Below are 16,371 nucleotides of genomic sequence, written 5' to 3'. Positions count from 1 at the left end.
CTCTGGCAGCAATGCTAACCCGCGCTTGATTCCTCACGGCAGGCCAGCCTTTGCCCCGCGGGAGTCATACTGACTAGGCCTTCCTTGAAACGCCCCTTAAACCGCGCAACTCCTTTCCTGAGGGCAAGCGAGCCGATTTTGCTGCCGGTCAATTTACAAAGCATAGGATCGAGCGGAACCAAAAACGCAAAGGGATCGCGCCGCGCCTCACTTCGAAATGCAGACGTTCGTACAGCAATGACTCAATCCCCCAACACGCCGCGTCGGCACAGGGACATGTGCCACCCCAGATCATCGTCCAGGATCTCGATTCCACCACGAGGCCGCAAAACGATCACTGCTCATGCCATGAAAAATATGCCTTTACATACCATATGGTTTTGCATACGATATCAACAATCAGTATGAGACAATTTCAACATGTCTATTGATGGCCGTCAGGACAGAGATACCAAAGTAGGCCGAATCCTTCTCTGGGAAGGTCGGGTTAGTCGTGCCAGACTCATCTCCGAGTACGGGTTAAGTCCTATACGGGCCAGCGAGTGGCTGCGTGATTTCCGCGAGTCGTACCCGGATTGGGTAGCTTGGGACAGCAAGCTCAAGGCAGATGTGGCGACTTCCATGGCGTACTCGGACGCCGAACGCGCTATGAACGCCGCACGGCCAAGCGCTATTAGTGCCATGCTGGTCCCGCATGCGTTGAATGTGCCGGGCAAGCCGCTGTCAATTGCGTGGGACTTTGCCCCTCCCTCACCTCGCATCTTCTCCCGACTAAGCCTGGCTATCGCGGATCGCCTCAGAGTGCGGTTCGTGTACTGCTCCATCAATAACCCCACACCGCACGAAAGAATCGTCGAGCCCCACTACCTGTTGCGGGCGGGACGTCGGTGGCACGTGCGCGGCTACTGCCTGCATCGGCAAGATTTCCGCGACTTCGTACTCGGGCGAATGAGCAAAATCAAACTGCTCTCGGAACCCAGCGTGGTCGATGTCTCGACCGACCACGCCTGGTCGACCGTTCTTCAGGTCAGAATTTCTGCTCACCCTCGCCTTGATCCGGCGCAACAATCGGTTGTAAGAAATGAATACTTCAATGGGGCCTCGGCGCGGATCGAAAGCTGCAGAGCAGCCCTCCTGAACTACATGGTGCAGGAACTCATGGCAGCGACGGACATCCATCGACAAATACCCCCGGACTATCAACTGGCAGTCGAGAACGCTGAGGAATGCCGACAATGGCTGTTCACGACCTAACCGACCAAATTCGCCAAGAGAAGGTGGCCGAGCGCTATCCGCCGCTGTTCAACCGCCTGCCCGACCGCCTTTTCGCTCCGCTAGCCTCAGCCAATCGCTTCCAATATTGGACACTGCTGTGCGCGCTGCACGCCAAACGCTTCGGCCCCGAGGCCCCGTTACCCCCAAGCACTGGCTTCCTGATGCGCGAGATCACGGCCGACATCGCCGAGGAACTTCAGTATCAGGACTGGACGCCAGAGAGCGATGATGTGACTCCCGCCACGCCGCTGGCGATCCGGGCCATCATGGTATTCAATCGCTTGCGCGACGCAGGATGGATCCGTGTGGACCGGGTGGGCGTGCGCGAAATGGTGACGATGGCGCCGGCCGTCGCCCACTTCATGAACCGCCTCGTCGAGTTCGCCCACACAGGCCCAGAATTCGTCTCCGGCAAGATCCGCAGCATCGAAGCCAACCTGAAGCTGCTTCTTGACGAGAGCACCGATGGCGCCTCGCTGCAGGAGGCAGCTCGCCAGTCGCGCGCCCTACTTGAACACGTGCGCATCGCCGGCACGAACGTGCGCGATCTGATGTTGGAGATCGGCCGCGTCGATGCCACCGGCGAATTCGTGAGGCGTTTCTTCGACGACTACGTCGAGCGCATGTTCATCGGCGACTACAAGGAACTGCGCACGCGCGAGCATCCGCTCGCTAGGCGCCAGGAGATCCTGCGCCTGGTGACCCATATCCAACAGACGCAAGATCTGCGTACTCGTTTAATCCAGTGGTATCTCGAAAAGCAGGCTGGTCGCGACCCCACCCGCGCTGAAGCCATGTTCGAGCGCGACATCCAAAAGGTCGAGGATCTGCGCCGGATCGACGAATACTTGGACCGACTGGACGACGAAATCCGGCGCGCCAACAAGCTCGCGTTGGCCTACCTAGACTACCGGCTTCGGGCCGCTCGCCCCCTCGACGATCTGATCAACCAAGCCATCGATGCCGTGGTCAAGCACGGCAGCAACGCGGCCGCGCTCGCACCGTTTGCTCCTGGCGACTGCATCGGCGGCGAACGACTGGCTTCACCGCGCATCGAGACCCGACGTGCGCCACCCACCGGACTACGCAAGCAAGTGATGTCCCCGGAACAGGAGGCAAGGGCCCGCCTGGCCCTGATGGCTCGGGACCGGCGCACGATGTCGCTGCCCAAGCTCGCGGCCTTCGTGCGCCAGCAGCTAGGCGAGGCTGATGCGGCACCCAGCACTGCTCTTCAAGTGAATAGCATCGAGTCAGTCCGAGCGCTGCAGGTCTTGTGCACCATTGCCACCGCGAACGCGACGTCCAGCAAGCTGCTGCGTGCCAACGCACGGGCCATGAGCAGCGGATTCACCACGGTCCGGATGGAAGGCGAAGAGGATCGGAACCACGGCATCTCTCACCTGCCCTTCACGATCGCAAGAACAACCAAGCCCGCCAAGGGAGGAAACCAATGAGTTTCTGGACGGATGCAGCGACGGCCACCAAAAACGTCGTCACCGAGGATGATTTCGAGGCAGCGGCAAATCGGTTAATCACCGAACAAGTCTTGTACGCAGCAGATCGCGGCAGCAAGGTGGCGTACGGACTGATTCGCGACTTCGAGCGTGAGTTCAAGCGGGCCCTGGAACCACTCGGCTACATCGTGAGAGTCAACAGCCAATTGCGCTATGCCTGCGCGATCCCCAAGCACGCTAGGACGTCACCGGTCACCGTTGACCAGACACTGCTTGCACTCGTGCTACGCAAGATCTTCGACGAGGAGACTCGATCCGGGCATCATGACGAGAACGGCGAGGTGGCCTGCGATCTGGTCACCTTGGAGGTCAAGTACAAGCAAATGACGGGGGGCCGCGAATTGGCCACCGGGGGTAAGCTCGCCGCGCTCATCCAGTGGATGCGGCGCTGGGGCCTCGCCCGGGTGTCGGACGAGGACGGCAATCCGTTCGGTCACGATGCTGGTCAACCCTACGCCCTCATCATTCGCCCCGGCATCGCCGAGATCCTGGGAGAGGGGGCACTGGCACGCATCGCCCTGTTCACCAGCCCGGACGCCGAGGCGGATGGCGCGGACCTGACAATCACCTCCACCACGCAAGAAGGCGGTGCCGCATGAAGAAGCTGATCCGGATCCGGGTGGTCCAGTTTTTCTTGTACGAAATGCGTGATGTCGAAGTTGGCACGAACTGCGGCATCTTCGGCGCCAACGGCAGCGGCAAATCCTCGCTCCTGGACGCGGTACAAATCGTGATGCTAGGGGCCAACGAGAGCCGCAGCAGCGCAGGCGTCGCCTTCAACGCACAAGCTGACGAGTCCAACCACAACAGCCGCAATATCCGCAGCTACTGCCTGGGCCAGTATGGCGATTCACCGGACGCGCGCGTTCGCGACAGTGCCAACACTTACATCACCCTGGTCTGGGAGGACACCACGACTCGGGAGATTGTTTCCACCGGTGTGAGCATCTACGTGAGCGCCGAACGCGAAAAGTCCGACGTGCAAGGTCGCTACATTCTTCCCGCAGACATCGCGCTGAGCGACCATCTGGAGCTGGTCGACGGCGAGTATCGGCCGCGGCCATGGGCAAGCTTCAGACAGATGCTCTCACAACGTGCTCACGGCGAGGAAGTGCTCTTCCACGACTCCGAGCGCTTCGTCAGCGCAATGCTGTTCCGTCTAAGGGGTGCACGCGGTGCGCCGCGCTTGGATGCCTATCGTCAGGCGTTTCGTTTCGGGCTGCGCATGAAGTTCGACAAGAGCGTCGACGACATCGTCCGCCAGCAGGTGCTGGAGACCCGGCCGACCAACATCAAGCGATTCAAGGACGTGCTGCACACTTTCCAGGAGATGGCGGCTCTCGTGCGCAACGTGCAGGCCAAGCTCGACGAGGCCGAATTGATCGAGACGGATTTCGCCGATGCGCACCGACGCAATACGCATTCGGTCTCGCTCGCTGCCTTGGCGCAAGCTGCCGAGCTTGAGGTTGCCAACGAAACGGTGAGCGCCGCAGAACAAGCCGAAGCCCACGCAGCGGCAGCACTGAAAGACGCCAATGCCCGACGTGACGAAGTCAACCGTCAGGTCGAAGCGGCCGAGCAACGCGCCCGCGATAGCGCCTCTGCCCGGGACAAGCACGCGTCCCACGCGGACGCTGCGCTGCTGCGCGAAAGCCTCATAAAGATACAAAACCGGCTCACTGAACAAAGAACGGGACTGCATCGCAGCATCAAAGCCATCGGCAGGGCGATCGACACACAGATCCCTGGCAAGCTCATCGCCGACAGCGCCGAGGCCACTGCACACGCGTTCAAGGACATCCATGCCCTGCTAGAGGAGGGTAAGCTCAGCACACGCGATGCGGTAGAGTCGACCGTCCGCAAGGCGCTGCGCGCGGCCAAACTATTAAGCAACGAGGTGTTCGAGGAGATGCAGTTCGTCGGTCGCGCGCAGACAGCAGCCGAGGCCGAGCTCGCCGGCGTGCAAGAGAACCAGGCGCGCATCGCCAAGGGCAAGCCACCTCTGGAGGGGCCGGCCGCGGCGCTCAAACGCGCGCTACTCAATGCTGGCATAGAGGCTACGCCGGTGTGCGACCTGGTGCGCGTCGAGGACCCGGACTGGCAACCTGCCATCGAGTCCTATCTGGGTACGTCGAATCTGCAAGCCCTGCTAGTCGACGAGACCGATGAGCGCAATGCATTCCGGGTGTCGCGTCAGGCTGCGATCTACGATGCGAAGGTCGTCATGCCCAGCAAGTTCTCCCGTCGCAGCAGCCCCAGGCACGGTGCCGTGGCAGAGCTCATCAGTGGTAACAGCGCTGCAGCGGTCAACTACCTGCGATCTAAGTTCGGTGACACGCAACGGGCAGAGACTGAGGACGAATGCTTCGCTCATCGCTTCGCAATGACCAAGGACGGCATGTTGCTGGCGGATGGCGAGATGGTGCGCAAGAAGCCGGCGAATCCCGCCCTCTTCAAGATCGGCCCAACCTCGACGGCGACTCGCACTTCCATCGCCGAACAAGCCCGTCAGCTCCACGAGAAAATTGACGGACTGAAAGAAAGGTATACCAAGCTCAAGGAGCTCTTCAATAACCTTGGCCCATTCGCGGGTGCCGAGCAGGACAAGGTTCACGACGTCCTCGACATCTTCGATCGGATTATCAAGGAGGCTGCGGACGAGCAGGATCTCACGCAGCGCCTGCAAGCGCTCGATACTGAAGAGTATCGCCAGTTGGTACAAGTAGCCGAAGCAGCAGAAACGACCTTGGGCGACGTGCGAAAACAGCTGCTTGCTGCGGCCGAGGCGGTCGGCGCGGCCGAGACGTCATGTCAGCAAAAACGCGAAGACACCAAGAAGAAGCAGGATCGGGCCGCTACCCAAAAGGGAATCGCTGAAGCAGCGCGTGCGGTTGACGGTTACGACGCCGACTACGCATCGGACCAATGGGAAAGGCTATTGATACGCCAGGGCCTGTCTTTCAGTGAGATCGTCGTCGATTGCAAACACCGCAGCGCCCGCGCCGAGACAGACTCGCGTCAGAAATGGTCCAGTGCCATGCAGAAGCTGTCGGCTTTCCTTGTCCGGCACAACGAGTTCGTGCCTGACGGGATACAGGACGACTGGCGCAGCGCCCGCGCTTGGCTGCAAGCACGGGTCACAGTCCTGACCGAGACCGGCCTGCGCGAAAACAAGGCGCGGATGGAAGATGCCCTGAGCGCTGCCAAGAGCACCTTCCGCAACGACGTTGCGGTCGCGCTGCACGAGCACCTTGAGTGGTTGAGCGATACCATCAACCGAATGAACGAGGCCCTGCGCCTGGCGCCGATGTTCACCAACAACGAACGCTATCAGTTCCGCACGCATGTGCGACCCGCGTTCGCTGCGCTGCTGAAATTCATCAAGGACGTCGCCCAATACGGCTCGACGGAGGACTTGCTCGGCGGCGCTGGAGAGTTGCCCACGGAGTTCGAGGAGCTGATGCGCGAAAAGACCGTCACCGGCGCGGCAGCGGTGAAGTCCCCCCTGGACGACTATCGCGAGTTCTTTGACTTCGATATCGAGGTGCTCCGTGAAGAGGCCTCCACTGGCACGACCAAGCACATCGGCTGGCTTAGCAAACGTGTCGGGTCCGGCTCTGGTGGCGAGCATCGCGCTCCGCTGTATGTCATCGCGGGCGCCGCACTCTCGTCAGCCTATCGGCTGGAGCGCGGCGACGATACCGGCATCCGGCTGCTGGTGATCGACGAGGCCTTCATCAAGATGGACCCGAGGAATATCGTGGCCACCATGCGCTACTTCGAAGAGCTTGGCCTGCAGGTCTTCATGGCCAGCACCGGCGACGCCTTGGGTAGTCTCACCGCCTTCCTTGATCGCTACTATGACATCATGCGCGATGCCGAGAGCAATGTCGTGGTACTCGAGGGCCACGACGTGCTTCCCGAGACGCGCGAGATGTTCCGCGCCGACCTGCCTGAATTCAACCCGGAACTGGTCGAAGCTGAGATCAGAAGGCAATACCTGCCGCGGGCCGACTCGACGGAAAGTGCCGCGGCATGAGCCACCAAGACAAGATGGATCCGCTGGCCAGGAAGGCGCTGGAGCGCCTGCTGCAGTCTGCCGACAAATACGAGGCGGGCGCCGCCGTGCGGCGACCTGCCCTGACGGACTCCGCGCTGTCCGAGTATCGCGCGTTGCGCAGCCTGAAGGCCAAAGAGGACTTCGAGGCGGTGATGGCCTACGCTCAGGCCGAGGGTGCAATCATGGTCCGGCGCCCTCGGGGTGACCCTCAAGGCCTGATCGAGCGCATCGAACTAATTGAACTCGCCAAACTGGCTTCGATCCTGGGTAAGGTGCCCCACGCGGTACGAGTGCGGTCCGCAAGACAAGTCCTCGCCTCGCGTCTTAGTGAGCACTCAATCTTGAACGACATCCTGTCAAGTTGGGAGAGACTCAAAAAGGTCCGCGGCATTGGGCCTGACGCCGCTGCCAACTGGGTCATGGCGTGTGACGTCATTGCCTACTGTCGGGACCAAGTCGCGCTCGGCGCCACCGAAACGCCGGTGCGGGACGCCAGCGCGCGCCTGTTCAAGGACAGCAAGCGCATCGAGTCCTTGGTGCCGTGCCTCGACGTTTTACTAGCAGAGAACATCGACGATGATGCACGCCCGGATGCCGAGGTGTTGCAGGAGCTCGGGCTTTACCGAGAGCCGCAGCCAGCGCGTCTAGCCGGCAACATCGTGGTTCGCCGGGAGCGCGGCGCGTTCCCACTGGATCGCCCCTATGGCGCTCTGCCTCCGTCCACGGTGCTGGGCCTGGGGTCGACACCCAGTCAGGTGCTGACCATCGAGAATCAAACCACGTTCCACGTATGGGCGCGCCAGCATTGTGACTCCGATGTGCTGGGCCTCTACACGGCTGGAATGCCCTCGCCCGCGTGGCGGGCAATGTACCTTCGGCTGCTCTCTGAACTCCCGGCTTCGGTTCCAGTGCTGCATTGGGGCGACGTTGACGAAGGCGGTTTTCGGATCGCCGCAGTCCTGAGTCGTTGTGCGGCCGAGGCAGGTCATGCCCTTCTGCCGTGGAAGATGAGTCCGTCAGAAGTTCCTGTGTCGTTGCGCCGGGCTGCACCGCAAAGCACCGTTGATCGGATGGTGAAATACGCCCAGGAGACCGGGTGGGACGGTATCGCATATGAGTTGGCTGAAGCCAAGCTTGTCGCCGAGCAGGAGGGCTGAGTTGGTACAAGTGAGGTACCGGAATACGGAACACCGTCGCTGGAGGTATCCGGAATTTCGTGTGTGAGGCGGGTTGAGATTCAGATTCCAATGTTGAATCGTTCCGGGTAAAGCAGCGCGAACTGGGTCATCACGCTCTTCCAATCGTGCCGGGAACCGGTCCATTTGGCCACGACGTTGCACAGCGCCAGCCAGATCAGTTTGAGTGCGGCCTCGTCCGACGGGAAGTGGCCGCGCGCCTTGATGATCTTTCGAAGCTGCATGTGCAGCGACTCGATTGCGTTGAAGCCAAGTGCCTCGTCCGGGAAAATTGCACGATCGCGGTCGAAGCTCTTAGCAGCGACTCGCGCGCACCCACACCGCGAACATTAAAAAGACACTAAAAAGTTGCGGTTCGTGCAGGATTTTCGTGGAAGTCGCCGGGCCGTCAATTTCCCGCAAACCCTTTCCGGACACGGCTCGAGAAGATTTCAGCTGCCCTGACCGAAACGCCGGGTAAATCATCACGATTCATTTAACTTTCCGTGAGGACTTCGACACCGGCCGCCGCCTACGATGGGCGCATGTTTTCAGGACCTGCTTCCAGGAGCCCATCATGCCCACCCGCAGACACCTGCTGCTCGCCGGCGCCACCGGCCTCGCCGCGCTCGCGGCGCTATCATCCGCCGGCCGCCACGCACTGGTCGGCCGCGCGTTCGCCGCGCCGCCGGCCGGCTCGCCCAAGGCCGCTCCTTTCGAGATCACCCACAGCGACGCCGAATGGCATCGCCGGCTCACGCCCGCCCAATACACGGTCCTGCGCGAAGCCGGCACCGAACGGCCGTTCAGCAGCCCGCTGAACGACGAGCACCGGCACGGCACGTTCGCGTGCGCCGGCTGCGGCCTCGCGCTGTTCTCGTCGGCCACCAAGTTCGACAGTCATACGGGTTGGCCTAGCTTCTGGAAACCACTCGACCACGCGGTTGGCACCGACACCGACGCGTCGTTCGGGATGGTCCGCACCGAAGTGCACTGCCGCCGCTGCGGCGGCCATCTCGGCCACGTGTTCGACGACGGCCCGGCGCCGACCGGCCTGCGCTACTGCATGAACGGCGTCGCGCTCGCCTTCCACCCGGCCGCCGCCTGACCCGGCCCCACTCCCGTCCGACTGGAGAACGCACCATGCTGCTCATCGTCCTTGCCTATCTCGGCGGTGTGCTCACGATCCTGAGCCCGTGCATCCTGCCCGTGCTGCCGTTCGTGTTCGCGCGCGCCGACCAGCCGTTCGTGCGCACCGGCCTGCCGCTGCTCGCCGGCATGGCGCTCACGTTCGCCGTCGTCGCGACGCTCGCCGCCGTAGGCGGCGGCTGGGTCGCGCAGGCCAACCAGGCCGGCCGCTGGATCGCGATCGTGCTGCTCGCGGTGTTCGGCCTGACGCTGCTGATGCCGCGCTTCGCGGAACACCTGACGCGCCCGCTCGTCGCCGCCGGCAACCGGCTCACCGGGTTCGCGCAACGCGACGGCCGCCCGGCCGGCCCGGCGTCATCGCTGCTGCTCGGCGTCGCGACGGGCCTGCTGTGGGCGCCGTGCGCGGGCCCGATCCTCGGCCTCGTGCTGACCGGCGCCGCGCTGCGCGGCGCAAGCGTCGGCACGACGCTGCTGCTCGTCGCGTATGCGGCCGGCGCGGCGACGTCGCTCGGCGTCGCGCTCGTGATCGGCGGCAAGGTGTTCGCCGCGATGAAGCGTTCGCTCGGCGCCGGCGAATGGATCCGGCGCGGGATCGGCGCGGCGCTCCTGGCCGGTGTCGGCGCGATCGCGCTCGGCCTCGACACGGGCGCCCTCGCGCAACTGTCGACCGTCACCACGGGCGGGCTCGAAACGAAGCTCGTCAACCGCCTCGGCGGACGCTCGAACGGCGCGCCGGCGGCAACGGCCGCGACCGGCGCCGCCGACAACGCGACGGGCAGTGCAATGATGGCCGCCGCAACAACCGACGGCGCGCAGGCCGGCGGCGGTGCGATGGCCGGCGGCGCGATGATGCGTGCGGCCGGCGCCCCCGCGGCCGCGCTGCCGGTCGAAGGCACGCTGCCGTCGCTCGACGGCGCGGTGCAGTGGCTGAACTCGCCGCCGCTGACGGCGGCCGGGCTGCGCGGCAAGGTCGTGCTGGTCGACTTCTGGACGTATTCGTGCATCAACTGCCTGCGCACGCTGCCGTACACGACCGCGTGGGCGCGCAAGTACGCGCCGTACGGGCTCGTCGTGATCGGCGTGCACGCGCCGGAGTTCGCGTTCGAACGCGACATCGGCAACGTGAAGAAGGCGGTGCACGACCTCGGCATCAACTACCCGGTCGCGATCGACAACGGCTATTCGATCTGGCGCGCGTTCAACAACGAATACTGGCCCGCGCACTACTTCATCGACGCGCAGGGGCGGATTCGTCATCACCACTTCGGCGAAGGCGAATACGCGCAATCGGAACGCGCGATCCAGTCGCTGCTCGCCGAAGCCGGCCATCCGGACGCGCTGAACGTGCCGCTCGGGCTCGCCGGCGCGCCCGCGAAGGGTGCGCTCGCGGCCGCCGACAGCGCGGACGTCCGTTCGCCCGAAACCTACGTCGGCTATGCGCGCGCGGAAAGCTTCGCGTCGCCGGGCGGCGTCGTACGCGACGCGGCGCACCGCTACGACGTGCCGGCCCGGCCGGACCTCAACGGCTGGGGCCTCGCGGGCACGTGGAACGTCGGCGCCGAACGCGCGTCGCTCGCCGCGCCGGATGGCCGGATCGTCTACCGCTTCCATGCACGCGATCTGCATCTCGTGCTCGGCCCCGGCACGAACGGCCGGCCCGTGCGCTTTCGCGTGACGCTCGACGGCGCGGCGCCCGGCGCCGCGCATGGCGCCGACGTCGACGCGCAGGGCTACGGCACCGTCACCGGTCAGCGCCTGTACCAGCTCGTCCGGCAGCCCGGCGCGATCGCCGATCGCACGTTCTCGATCGAGTTCCTCGATCCGGGTGTCGATGCCTATGCATTCACTTTCGGTTGATCGCGGGCGCCGCCGCCATCCGGGCGCCGCTTTTCTCGACACATTTCCCGACGCATTTCGAAGGAGCAAAGGATGAACCCGATCCCTATCCGCGATGCCGCCGCACAGCGGCGCGCGGCCATGCTGCGCCGCATCGGCGCCATCGCCGTCGCGGCCGCCGCCGTGTTCGGCTACCAGCGCATCGTCAATTCCGCCGAGCCGATGCGCACCGTGCCCGCGCCGACGCTCGACGAAACGCCCGGCGCGTCGCACGACGAGACGGCCGTGCTCGCCGGCGGCTGCTTCTGGGGCGTTCAGGGCGTGTTCGAGCACGTGAAGGGCGTGAAGCAGGTCACCGCAGGCTACGCGGGCGGCGCGTCCGAAACCGCGCACTACGCGCTGGTCGGCTCGGGGCTGACGGGGCACGCGGAATCGGTGCGCATCGTCTACGACCCAACCCAGATCACGTACGGCCGGCTGCTGCAGGTGTTCTTCTCCGTCGCGCACGATCCGACCGAACTGAACCGGCAAGGCCCCGACGAAGGCTCGCAGTACCGGTCCGCGATCTTCCCGACCACCGCGCAGCAACGCGCAGTCGCGACCGCGTACATCGCGCAGCTCGGCGCCGCGCACGTGTTTCCGGCGCCCGTGGTCACGCGCATCGAGGCCTACAAGGGGTTCTATCCGGCCGAGGCCTATCATCAGAACTACCTCGAACTGCATCCGGATGCGTCGTATATCGCGTTCAACGACCTGCCGAAGGTCGCCGGGCTGAAGCAGCGCTTCCCGGCGCTATACCGTGCCGACGCGGTGCTGTGGCGCGAAGCGCGCTTGTGAGCCGCTTGTGAGCCGCTCGCGACCACCGCCCGGCTGCGTGACGGGATGCCGCCCGCCGCACCGCCGCGGCGGGCCGCCACGCCACGCACCGGCGGCGGCCTCTTTGCGCCGCATCAACGAATCGGCGGACGCGATGCCGGGGCAAACCCGCATCGCGTCCGCCGCGGCCGGCAACTTCGCGTAGACTTCTCCTGATCCTCGCCGCATGATGCGGCGTCCGGACTACCCGCCAAGCCAGGAGGCGTCACGCATGCGCGCAGTGCCTTTGCCTGACAGCAATACCCTCGAAGAACCGTCCACCGGCGCGGTCGTGCGCGACCTGCGCCGCGTGCCCATTCATCCGGATCACTGGTATCCGCTCGCGTGGTCGCGCGAGCTCAAGCGCGGCAAGACGCTCGGCGTGCGCTTCGCCGGCGACCCAATCGTGCTCGTGCGCACCGAATCGGGCGCCGTGTATGCGCTCGAAGATCGTTGCGCGCACCGCCAGGTGCCGCTGCATGCGGGCGTGGTGAGCGGCGAGACGCTGCGCTGCTGCTATCACGGCTGGACCTACGCGTGCGACAGCGGCCGCTGCGTCGACGTGCCCTACCTCGGCCGCGAGCGCTTGCCCAACGGCGTGCGCGCGTATCCGTGCCGCGAGGCGCACGGGCTGATCTTCGTGTTCCCGGGCGACGCCACGCTCGCCGAAGCACGACCGTTCCCCGCGCTCGAATCCGCGGACAACCGCGCGTACAAGACGCGCCGCTTCGGCCGCGAGGTCAAGTGCCACTACTCGTTCATGCACGAGAACCTGATGGACATGAACCATCAGTTCCTGCATCGCAAGCAGATGGGGCAGATGCGCGCGCGCTCGGTGGGCCGCCGCCGCGGCGACGACTGGGTCGAGGTCGACTACACGTTCGCACGGATGGAAGGCAAGCAGCCGGTCGGCGAGGCGCTCGTGTTCGGTTCGAGCAAGAAGCCAGGCGACCAGGCCAACAAGAGCGTGATGACGGTGCGCACCGGCTATCCGTACCAGACGCTGCAGATTCGCTCGAGCGAAGGCACGCTCGTGATGGACCTGTGGATCGTCTACGTGCCGCTCGACGCCGAGCAGCGCACCAACCGCACGTTCGGGCTGCTGTCGATCCACAAGCCCGGCATCCCGTTCGCACTCGATCTCGCATGGCCGCTGCTCGTGTGGTTCACCGAGCGCATCTTCCGCGAGGATCGCTGGATCGTCGAACGCGAACAGGAAGCGCACGATCGCCAGGGCGCCGACTGGAACCACGAGGTGTTTCCGGTCATCAACGAGCTGCGCGACCTGCTGCGCCAGTGCGGCGCACGCACCGTGATCCCGATCCGCGACGCGCGCGACGGCGCGTGACGCGACGCATGCGGCGCACCGTTACAGCGTGAACGCGCCCGGCAGCAACGCGTGGGCCGTCGTGATCTCGACGGCCCCTTTCAGGTTGGCGAGAATCACTTCGATATCGGGCTTGCCGATCTCGATGATCACCTGACGACATGCGCCGCACGGCGCGATCGGTCCGTCCGTGTCGCCGACGACCGCGAGCCGCGCGAAATCGCCCGGCCGATAACCGGCGGCAATCGCCGCGAACAGCGCCGTGCGTTCCGCGCAATTGCACAGTCCGTACGACGCGTTCTCGACGTTGCAGCCGTGGAAAACCGTCCCGTCGCGCGCCTGCAACGCCGCGCCGACCTTGAAGCGCGAATACGGCGCATACGCGCGCTCGCGCGCCGCCTTCGCCTGTTCGATCAGTTCGTCTCGTTCCATCGAGGTCTCCGAGGCAGGGTCAGCCGATCTGCCGGTAAAGGGTCGGCGGCGCTTCGCCGGTCTCGCCGAGCACGTAGCTGCGGCGAATCGCATCCGCCGCGTGGGCCGCGGCTGCTTCGTCGCGGGCATGCACGAAGCCGAGCGGCTCGCCGGCCCCGATACGCTGCCCGATCTCCGCGAGCGCCGACAGGCCGACGCTGACGTCGATCGCGTCCTCCGCACGCGTGCGGCCGCCGCCGAGCGCGACCACCGCGAGCCCGAGCGCGCGGCAATCGACGCGCTGCACCACGCCGCCCGCGGGCGCCGGAACCGGCACGATCACCGCGGCCCGCGCCAGATGCCGTGCCGGCGCGTCGATCAGGTCGGCGGGGCCGCCGAGCGCGACGACCATGCGCGCGAAACGCTCGGCCGCCGCGCCCGAATCGAGCGCGTGCTGGAGCTGCTCGCGCGCGTGAGCGGCATCGCGCGCCAGCCCGCCGGTGACGAGCAGTTCGGCCGACAGCGCCATCGTCACGTCGTGCAAGCGCACGGGGCGCGACTTGCCCGTCAGGTAGTCGATCGCGCACGCCACCTCGAGCGCGTTGCCTGCGCACGGCGCGAGCGACTGGTTCATGTCGGTGAGGATCGCGGTCGTCTTCATGCCGGCGCCGTTGCCGACGTCGACGATGCTGCGCGCCAGTTCCGCCGATTTCTCCGCGGTCGGCATGAACGCGCCGGAGCCGACCTTGACGTCCATCACGAGCCCGTCGAGCCCTGCCGCGAGTTTCTTCGACAGGATCGACGCGGTGATCATCGCGACCGATTCGACGGTCGCCGTCACGTCGCGGATCGCATAGATGCGCTTGTCGGCCGGCGCGAGCCGCGCGGTCTGCCCGATGATCGCGACGCCGACCTCGCGCACCGTGCGGCGAAACGCGTCCGTATCGGGCATCACGTCGTAACCGGGAATCGCGCTGAGCTTGTCGAGCGTACCGCCGGTATGGCCGAGCCCGCGCCCGGAGATCATCGGCACGTAGCCGCCGCATGCGGCCACCATCGGCCCGAGCATCAGCGACACGACGTCGCCGACGCCGCCCGTCGAATGCTTGTCGATCACCGGCCCGCCGAGATCGAGCGCACGCCAGTCGAGCACGTCGCCCGAATCGCGCTGCGCGAGCGTCAGCGCGACGCGTTCGTCCGTGCTCAAGTCGTTGAAATACACGGCCATCGCGAACGCAGCCACCTGGCCCTCGGTCACGCTGCCGTCGGTCACGCCGCGCACGAACGCGGCCATGCCGTCGCGATCGAGCGGCTGCCCGTCGCGCTTCCTGCGAATGAATTCCTGCGGTAGAAACATCGTTGCCTCGCTTCGATCGATCGGAGTCTGCTGCACGGGTCAATGCAGCGAGAAAAACAGGCCGGCAATCGCCGCGCTCATCAGGTTCGACAGCGTCGCGGCAGTCAGCGCGCGCAAGCCGAGCCGCGCGACGTCCGAGCGGCGCTCGGGCGCGACCGCGCTGAAGCCGCCCGCGAGAATCGCGATCGACGAGAAGTTCGCGAAGCCGCACAGCGCGAACGACACGATCGCGAGCGTCTTCGCGTCGAGCACCTGGAGGCCGGCCGCCGCCGCGTGCGCACCGCCCTTCAGGTACGGCGACAGGTCGCCGTACGCGACGAATTCGTTGAAGATCAGTTTCTCGCCGATGAAGTTGCCGGCCAGCGCCGCATCGTGCCATGGCACGCCGATGATCCACGCGAGCGGCGCGAACAGGTGGCCGATGATGCCGACCAGCGTGACCTGCGGAAAGCCCGCGAACGCGGCCGCGCCGCCGACGATCAGGTTCATCAGCGCGATGAGCCCGACGAACGCGATCAGCATCGCGCCGACGTTGATCGCGATCCGCAGGCCGACCGATGCGCCGGATGCGGCCGCCTCGATCACGTTGGCGGCCCGCTTGTCGTCGAAATCGAGCCCATCGACCACCACGCGGCTCGGCTCGACGGTCGGAAACAGCAGCTTGCCGAACAGCAGCCCGCCCGGCACCGCCATGAACGATGCGGCGAGCAGGTACTCCATCTTCACGCCGAGGCCGGCGTAGCCGACCAGCACCGAGCCCGCGACCGACGCCATGCCGCTCGCCATCACCGTGAAGATCTCGGCGCTCGTCATGTTGCGCACGAACGGCTTCACGAGCGCGGGCATCTCGCTCTGCCCGAGGAAGATCGTCGCGACGGCCGAGCACGCCTCGATGCGGCTCACGCCGAGTATCTTCGCGAGCCCCGCGCCGAGGATCGCGACGATCCACTTCATTACGCCGATGTAGTACAGCACCGAGATCAGCGCGGTGACGAAGATGATCATCGGCAGCACGCGCAGGCCGAACACGAACCCGCCGTCGCCGAACAACTGGAACATCCGCGCGTCGACCAGCCCGCCGAACACGAACGCGATGCCGTGATTGCCCATGTCGAGCACGCGGTTGACGCCGTTCGCGGCCGCAGCCAGCGCCGCGCGCCCCGACGGCACGAACAGCACCAGCGCGCCGATCGCGAACTGCGTGAGCAACGCGGCGATCATGGTTCGCGCGCTGACCGCGCGGCGGTTGTTCGACAGCAGATACGCGACCAGCAACAGAAACAGCATACCGAGGAGACTGCGCAGAATATCCACCTTGTGCTCCTTTCTCACTATTTGAACTGTCCGGCGGGCGGCCCGTGCCCGCGACCCGCGTGATCGGGTTGGTGGATGTTACTCGTTCGATATGCGCG

Annotated in this window: 12 protein-coding genes and 1 pseudogene; 9 read left to right on the top strand and 4 right to left on the bottom strand. The window is 65.2% G+C overall.

Going from position 1 to position 16,371, the window contains the following annotated elements:
- Positions 1 to 420 precede the first annotated feature (420 nt).
- The 5 genes from WT97_RS11585 to WT97_RS11565 are packed head-to-tail and all read left to right on the top strand — an operon-like array spanning position 421 to position 8,006.
- Positions 421 to 1,254, top strand: a complete 834-nt coding sequence (locus WT97_RS11585; protein ID WP_060353506.1) for a YafY family protein — start codon at positions 421 to 423, stop codon at positions 1,252 to 1,254.
- Positions 1,236 to 2,729 carry a Wadjet anti-phage system protein JetA family protein gene (locus WT97_RS11580; RefSeq protein WP_060353505.1) on the top strand — a complete coding sequence of 498 codons (1,494 nt, stop codon included), beginning with the start codon at positions 1,236 to 1,238 and terminating at the stop codon, positions 2,727 to 2,729. The genes WT97_RS11585 and WT97_RS11580 overlap by 19 nt, the downstream gene beginning before the upstream one ends.
- Complete coding sequence (locus WT97_RS11575) at positions 2,726 to 3,388, top strand: DUF4194 domain-containing protein (protein WP_060353504.1); 663 nt, start codon at positions 2,726 to 2,728, stop codon at positions 3,386 to 3,388. Before WT97_RS11580 ends, WT97_RS11575 begins: the two co-directional genes overlap by 4 nt.
- Positions 3,385 to 6,828, top strand: a complete 3,444-nt coding sequence (locus WT97_RS11570) for an SbcC/MukB-like Walker B domain-containing protein (RefSeq protein WP_060353503.1) — start codon at positions 3,385 to 3,387, stop codon at positions 6,826 to 6,828. Before WT97_RS11575 ends, WT97_RS11570 begins: the two co-directional genes overlap by 4 nt.
- Positions 6,825 to 8,006: a Wadjet anti-phage system protein JetD domain-containing protein gene (locus WT97_RS11565; protein WP_060353502.1), complete on the top strand. Its 1,182-nt coding sequence runs from the start codon at positions 6,825 to 6,827 to the stop codon at positions 8,004 to 8,006. Before WT97_RS11570 ends, WT97_RS11565 begins: the two co-directional genes overlap by 4 nt.
- An 80-nt stretch (positions 8,007 to 8,086) precedes the next feature.
- Here WT97_RS11565 and WT97_RS11560 read toward each other — a convergent pair.
- Positions 8,087 to 8,290 (bottom strand): annotated as a pseudogene (locus WT97_RS11560) (transposase); the annotation flags it as partial.
- Positions 8,291 to 8,601: 311 nt separating this feature from the next.
- Between WT97_RS11560 and msrB the strand changes: the two are divergent.
- The 4 genes from msrB (at position 8,602) to WT97_RS11540 (ending at position 13,212) form a co-directional block, all read left to right on the top strand.
- Positions 8,602 to 9,132, top strand: a complete 531-nt coding sequence (msrB, locus tag WT97_RS11555) for a peptide-methionine (R)-S-oxide reductase MsrB (RefSeq protein ID WP_060353500.1) — start codon at positions 8,602 to 8,604, stop codon at positions 9,130 to 9,132.
- 35 nt (positions 9,133 to 9,167) lie between these two features.
- Entirely contained in the window at positions 9,168 to 11,030 is a 1,863-nt protein-coding gene (locus tag WT97_RS11550; RefSeq protein ID WP_060353499.1) for a cytochrome c biogenesis protein DipZ, read from the top strand.
- 72 nt (positions 11,031 to 11,102) lie between these two features.
- Positions 11,103 to 11,846, top strand: coding sequence for a peptide-methionine (S)-S-oxide reductase MsrA (gene msrA, locus WT97_RS11545; RefSeq protein ID WP_060353498.1), 744 nt, complete (start codon positions 11,103 to 11,105; stop codon positions 11,844 to 11,846).
- A gap of 250 nt (positions 11,847 to 12,096) precedes the next feature.
- Positions 12,097 to 13,212, top strand: coding sequence for an aromatic ring-hydroxylating dioxygenase subunit alpha (locus WT97_RS11540; RefSeq protein WP_059500120.1), 1,116 nt, complete (start codon positions 12,097 to 12,099; stop codon positions 13,210 to 13,212).
- 21 nt (positions 13,213 to 13,233) lie between these two features.
- On the opposite strand, the gene WT97_RS11535 is transcribed toward WT97_RS11540, so the two are convergent.
- From WT97_RS11535 to WT97_RS11525, 3 genes are read right to left on the bottom strand one after another with little or no spacing between them, the layout of a single operon-like run.
- Complete coding sequence (locus tag WT97_RS11535) at positions 13,234 to 13,623, bottom strand: cytidine deaminase (RefSeq protein WP_060353497.1); 390 nt, start codon at positions 13,621 to 13,623, stop codon at positions 13,234 to 13,236.
- A gap of 19 nt (positions 13,624 to 13,642) precedes the next feature.
- Positions 13,643 to 14,959 carry a thymidine phosphorylase gene (deoA, locus tag WT97_RS11530; protein WP_060353496.1) on the bottom strand — a complete coding sequence of 439 codons (1,317 nt, stop codon included), beginning with the start codon at positions 14,957 to 14,959 and terminating at the stop codon, positions 13,643 to 13,645.
- A 39-nt stretch (positions 14,960 to 14,998) separates the two neighbouring features.
- Positions 14,999 to 16,273: a NupC/NupG family nucleoside CNT transporter gene (locus tag WT97_RS11525; RefSeq protein WP_059500108.1), complete on the bottom strand. Its 1,275-nt coding sequence runs from the start codon at positions 16,271 to 16,273 to the stop codon at positions 14,999 to 15,001.
- Positions 16,274 to 16,371: the final 98 nt, after the last annotated feature.

This window comes from Burkholderia sp. MSMB1459WGS, from assembly GCF_001534535.1.
Lineage (GTDB): Bacteria > Pseudomonadota > Gammaproteobacteria > Burkholderiales > Burkholderiaceae > Burkholderia.
This window is presented reverse-complemented; position numbering and strand designations above follow the sequence as displayed.

What these genes read in the sequence shown, in the direction of transcription:
- WT97_RS11585 (WP_060353506.1), top strand. Translation starts at nt 421, where the DNA reads ATGTCTATTGATGGCCGTCAGGACAGAGATACCAAAGTAGGCCGAATC.
- WT97_RS11580 (WP_060353505.1), top strand. Translation starts at nt 1,236, where the DNA reads ATGGCTGTTCACGACCTAACCGACCAAATTCGCCAAGAGAAGGTGGCC.
- WT97_RS11575 (WP_060353504.1), top strand. Translation starts at nt 2,726, where the DNA reads ATGAGTTTCTGGACGGATGCAGCGACGGCCACCAAAAACGTCGTCACC.
- WT97_RS11570 (WP_060353503.1), top strand. Translation starts at nt 3,385, where the DNA reads ATGAAGAAGCTGATCCGGATCCGGGTGGTCCAGTTTTTCTTGTACGAA.
- WT97_RS11565 (WP_060353502.1), top strand. Translation starts at nt 6,825, where the DNA reads ATGAGCCACCAAGACAAGATGGATCCGCTGGCCAGGAAGGCGCTGGAG.
- msrB (WP_060353500.1), top strand. Translation starts at nt 8,602, where the DNA reads ATGCCCACCCGCAGACACCTGCTGCTCGCCGGCGCCACCGGCCTCGCC.
- WT97_RS11550 (WP_060353499.1), top strand. Translation starts at nt 9,168, where the DNA reads ATGCTGCTCATCGTCCTTGCCTATCTCGGCGGTGTGCTCACGATCCTG.
- msrA (WP_060353498.1), top strand. Translation starts at nt 11,103, where the DNA reads ATGAACCCGATCCCTATCCGCGATGCCGCCGCACAGCGGCGCGCGGCC.
- WT97_RS11540 (WP_059500120.1), top strand. Translation starts at nt 12,097, where the DNA reads ATGCGCGCAGTGCCTTTGCCTGACAGCAATACCCTCGAAGAACCGTCC.
- WT97_RS11535 (WP_060353497.1), bottom strand. Translation starts at nt 13,623, where the DNA reads ATGGAACGAGACGAACTGATCGAACAGGCGAAGGCGGCGCGCGAGCGC.
- deoA (WP_060353496.1), bottom strand. Translation starts at nt 14,959, where the DNA reads ATGTTTCTACCGCAGGAATTCATTCGCAGGAAGCGCGACGGGCAGCCG.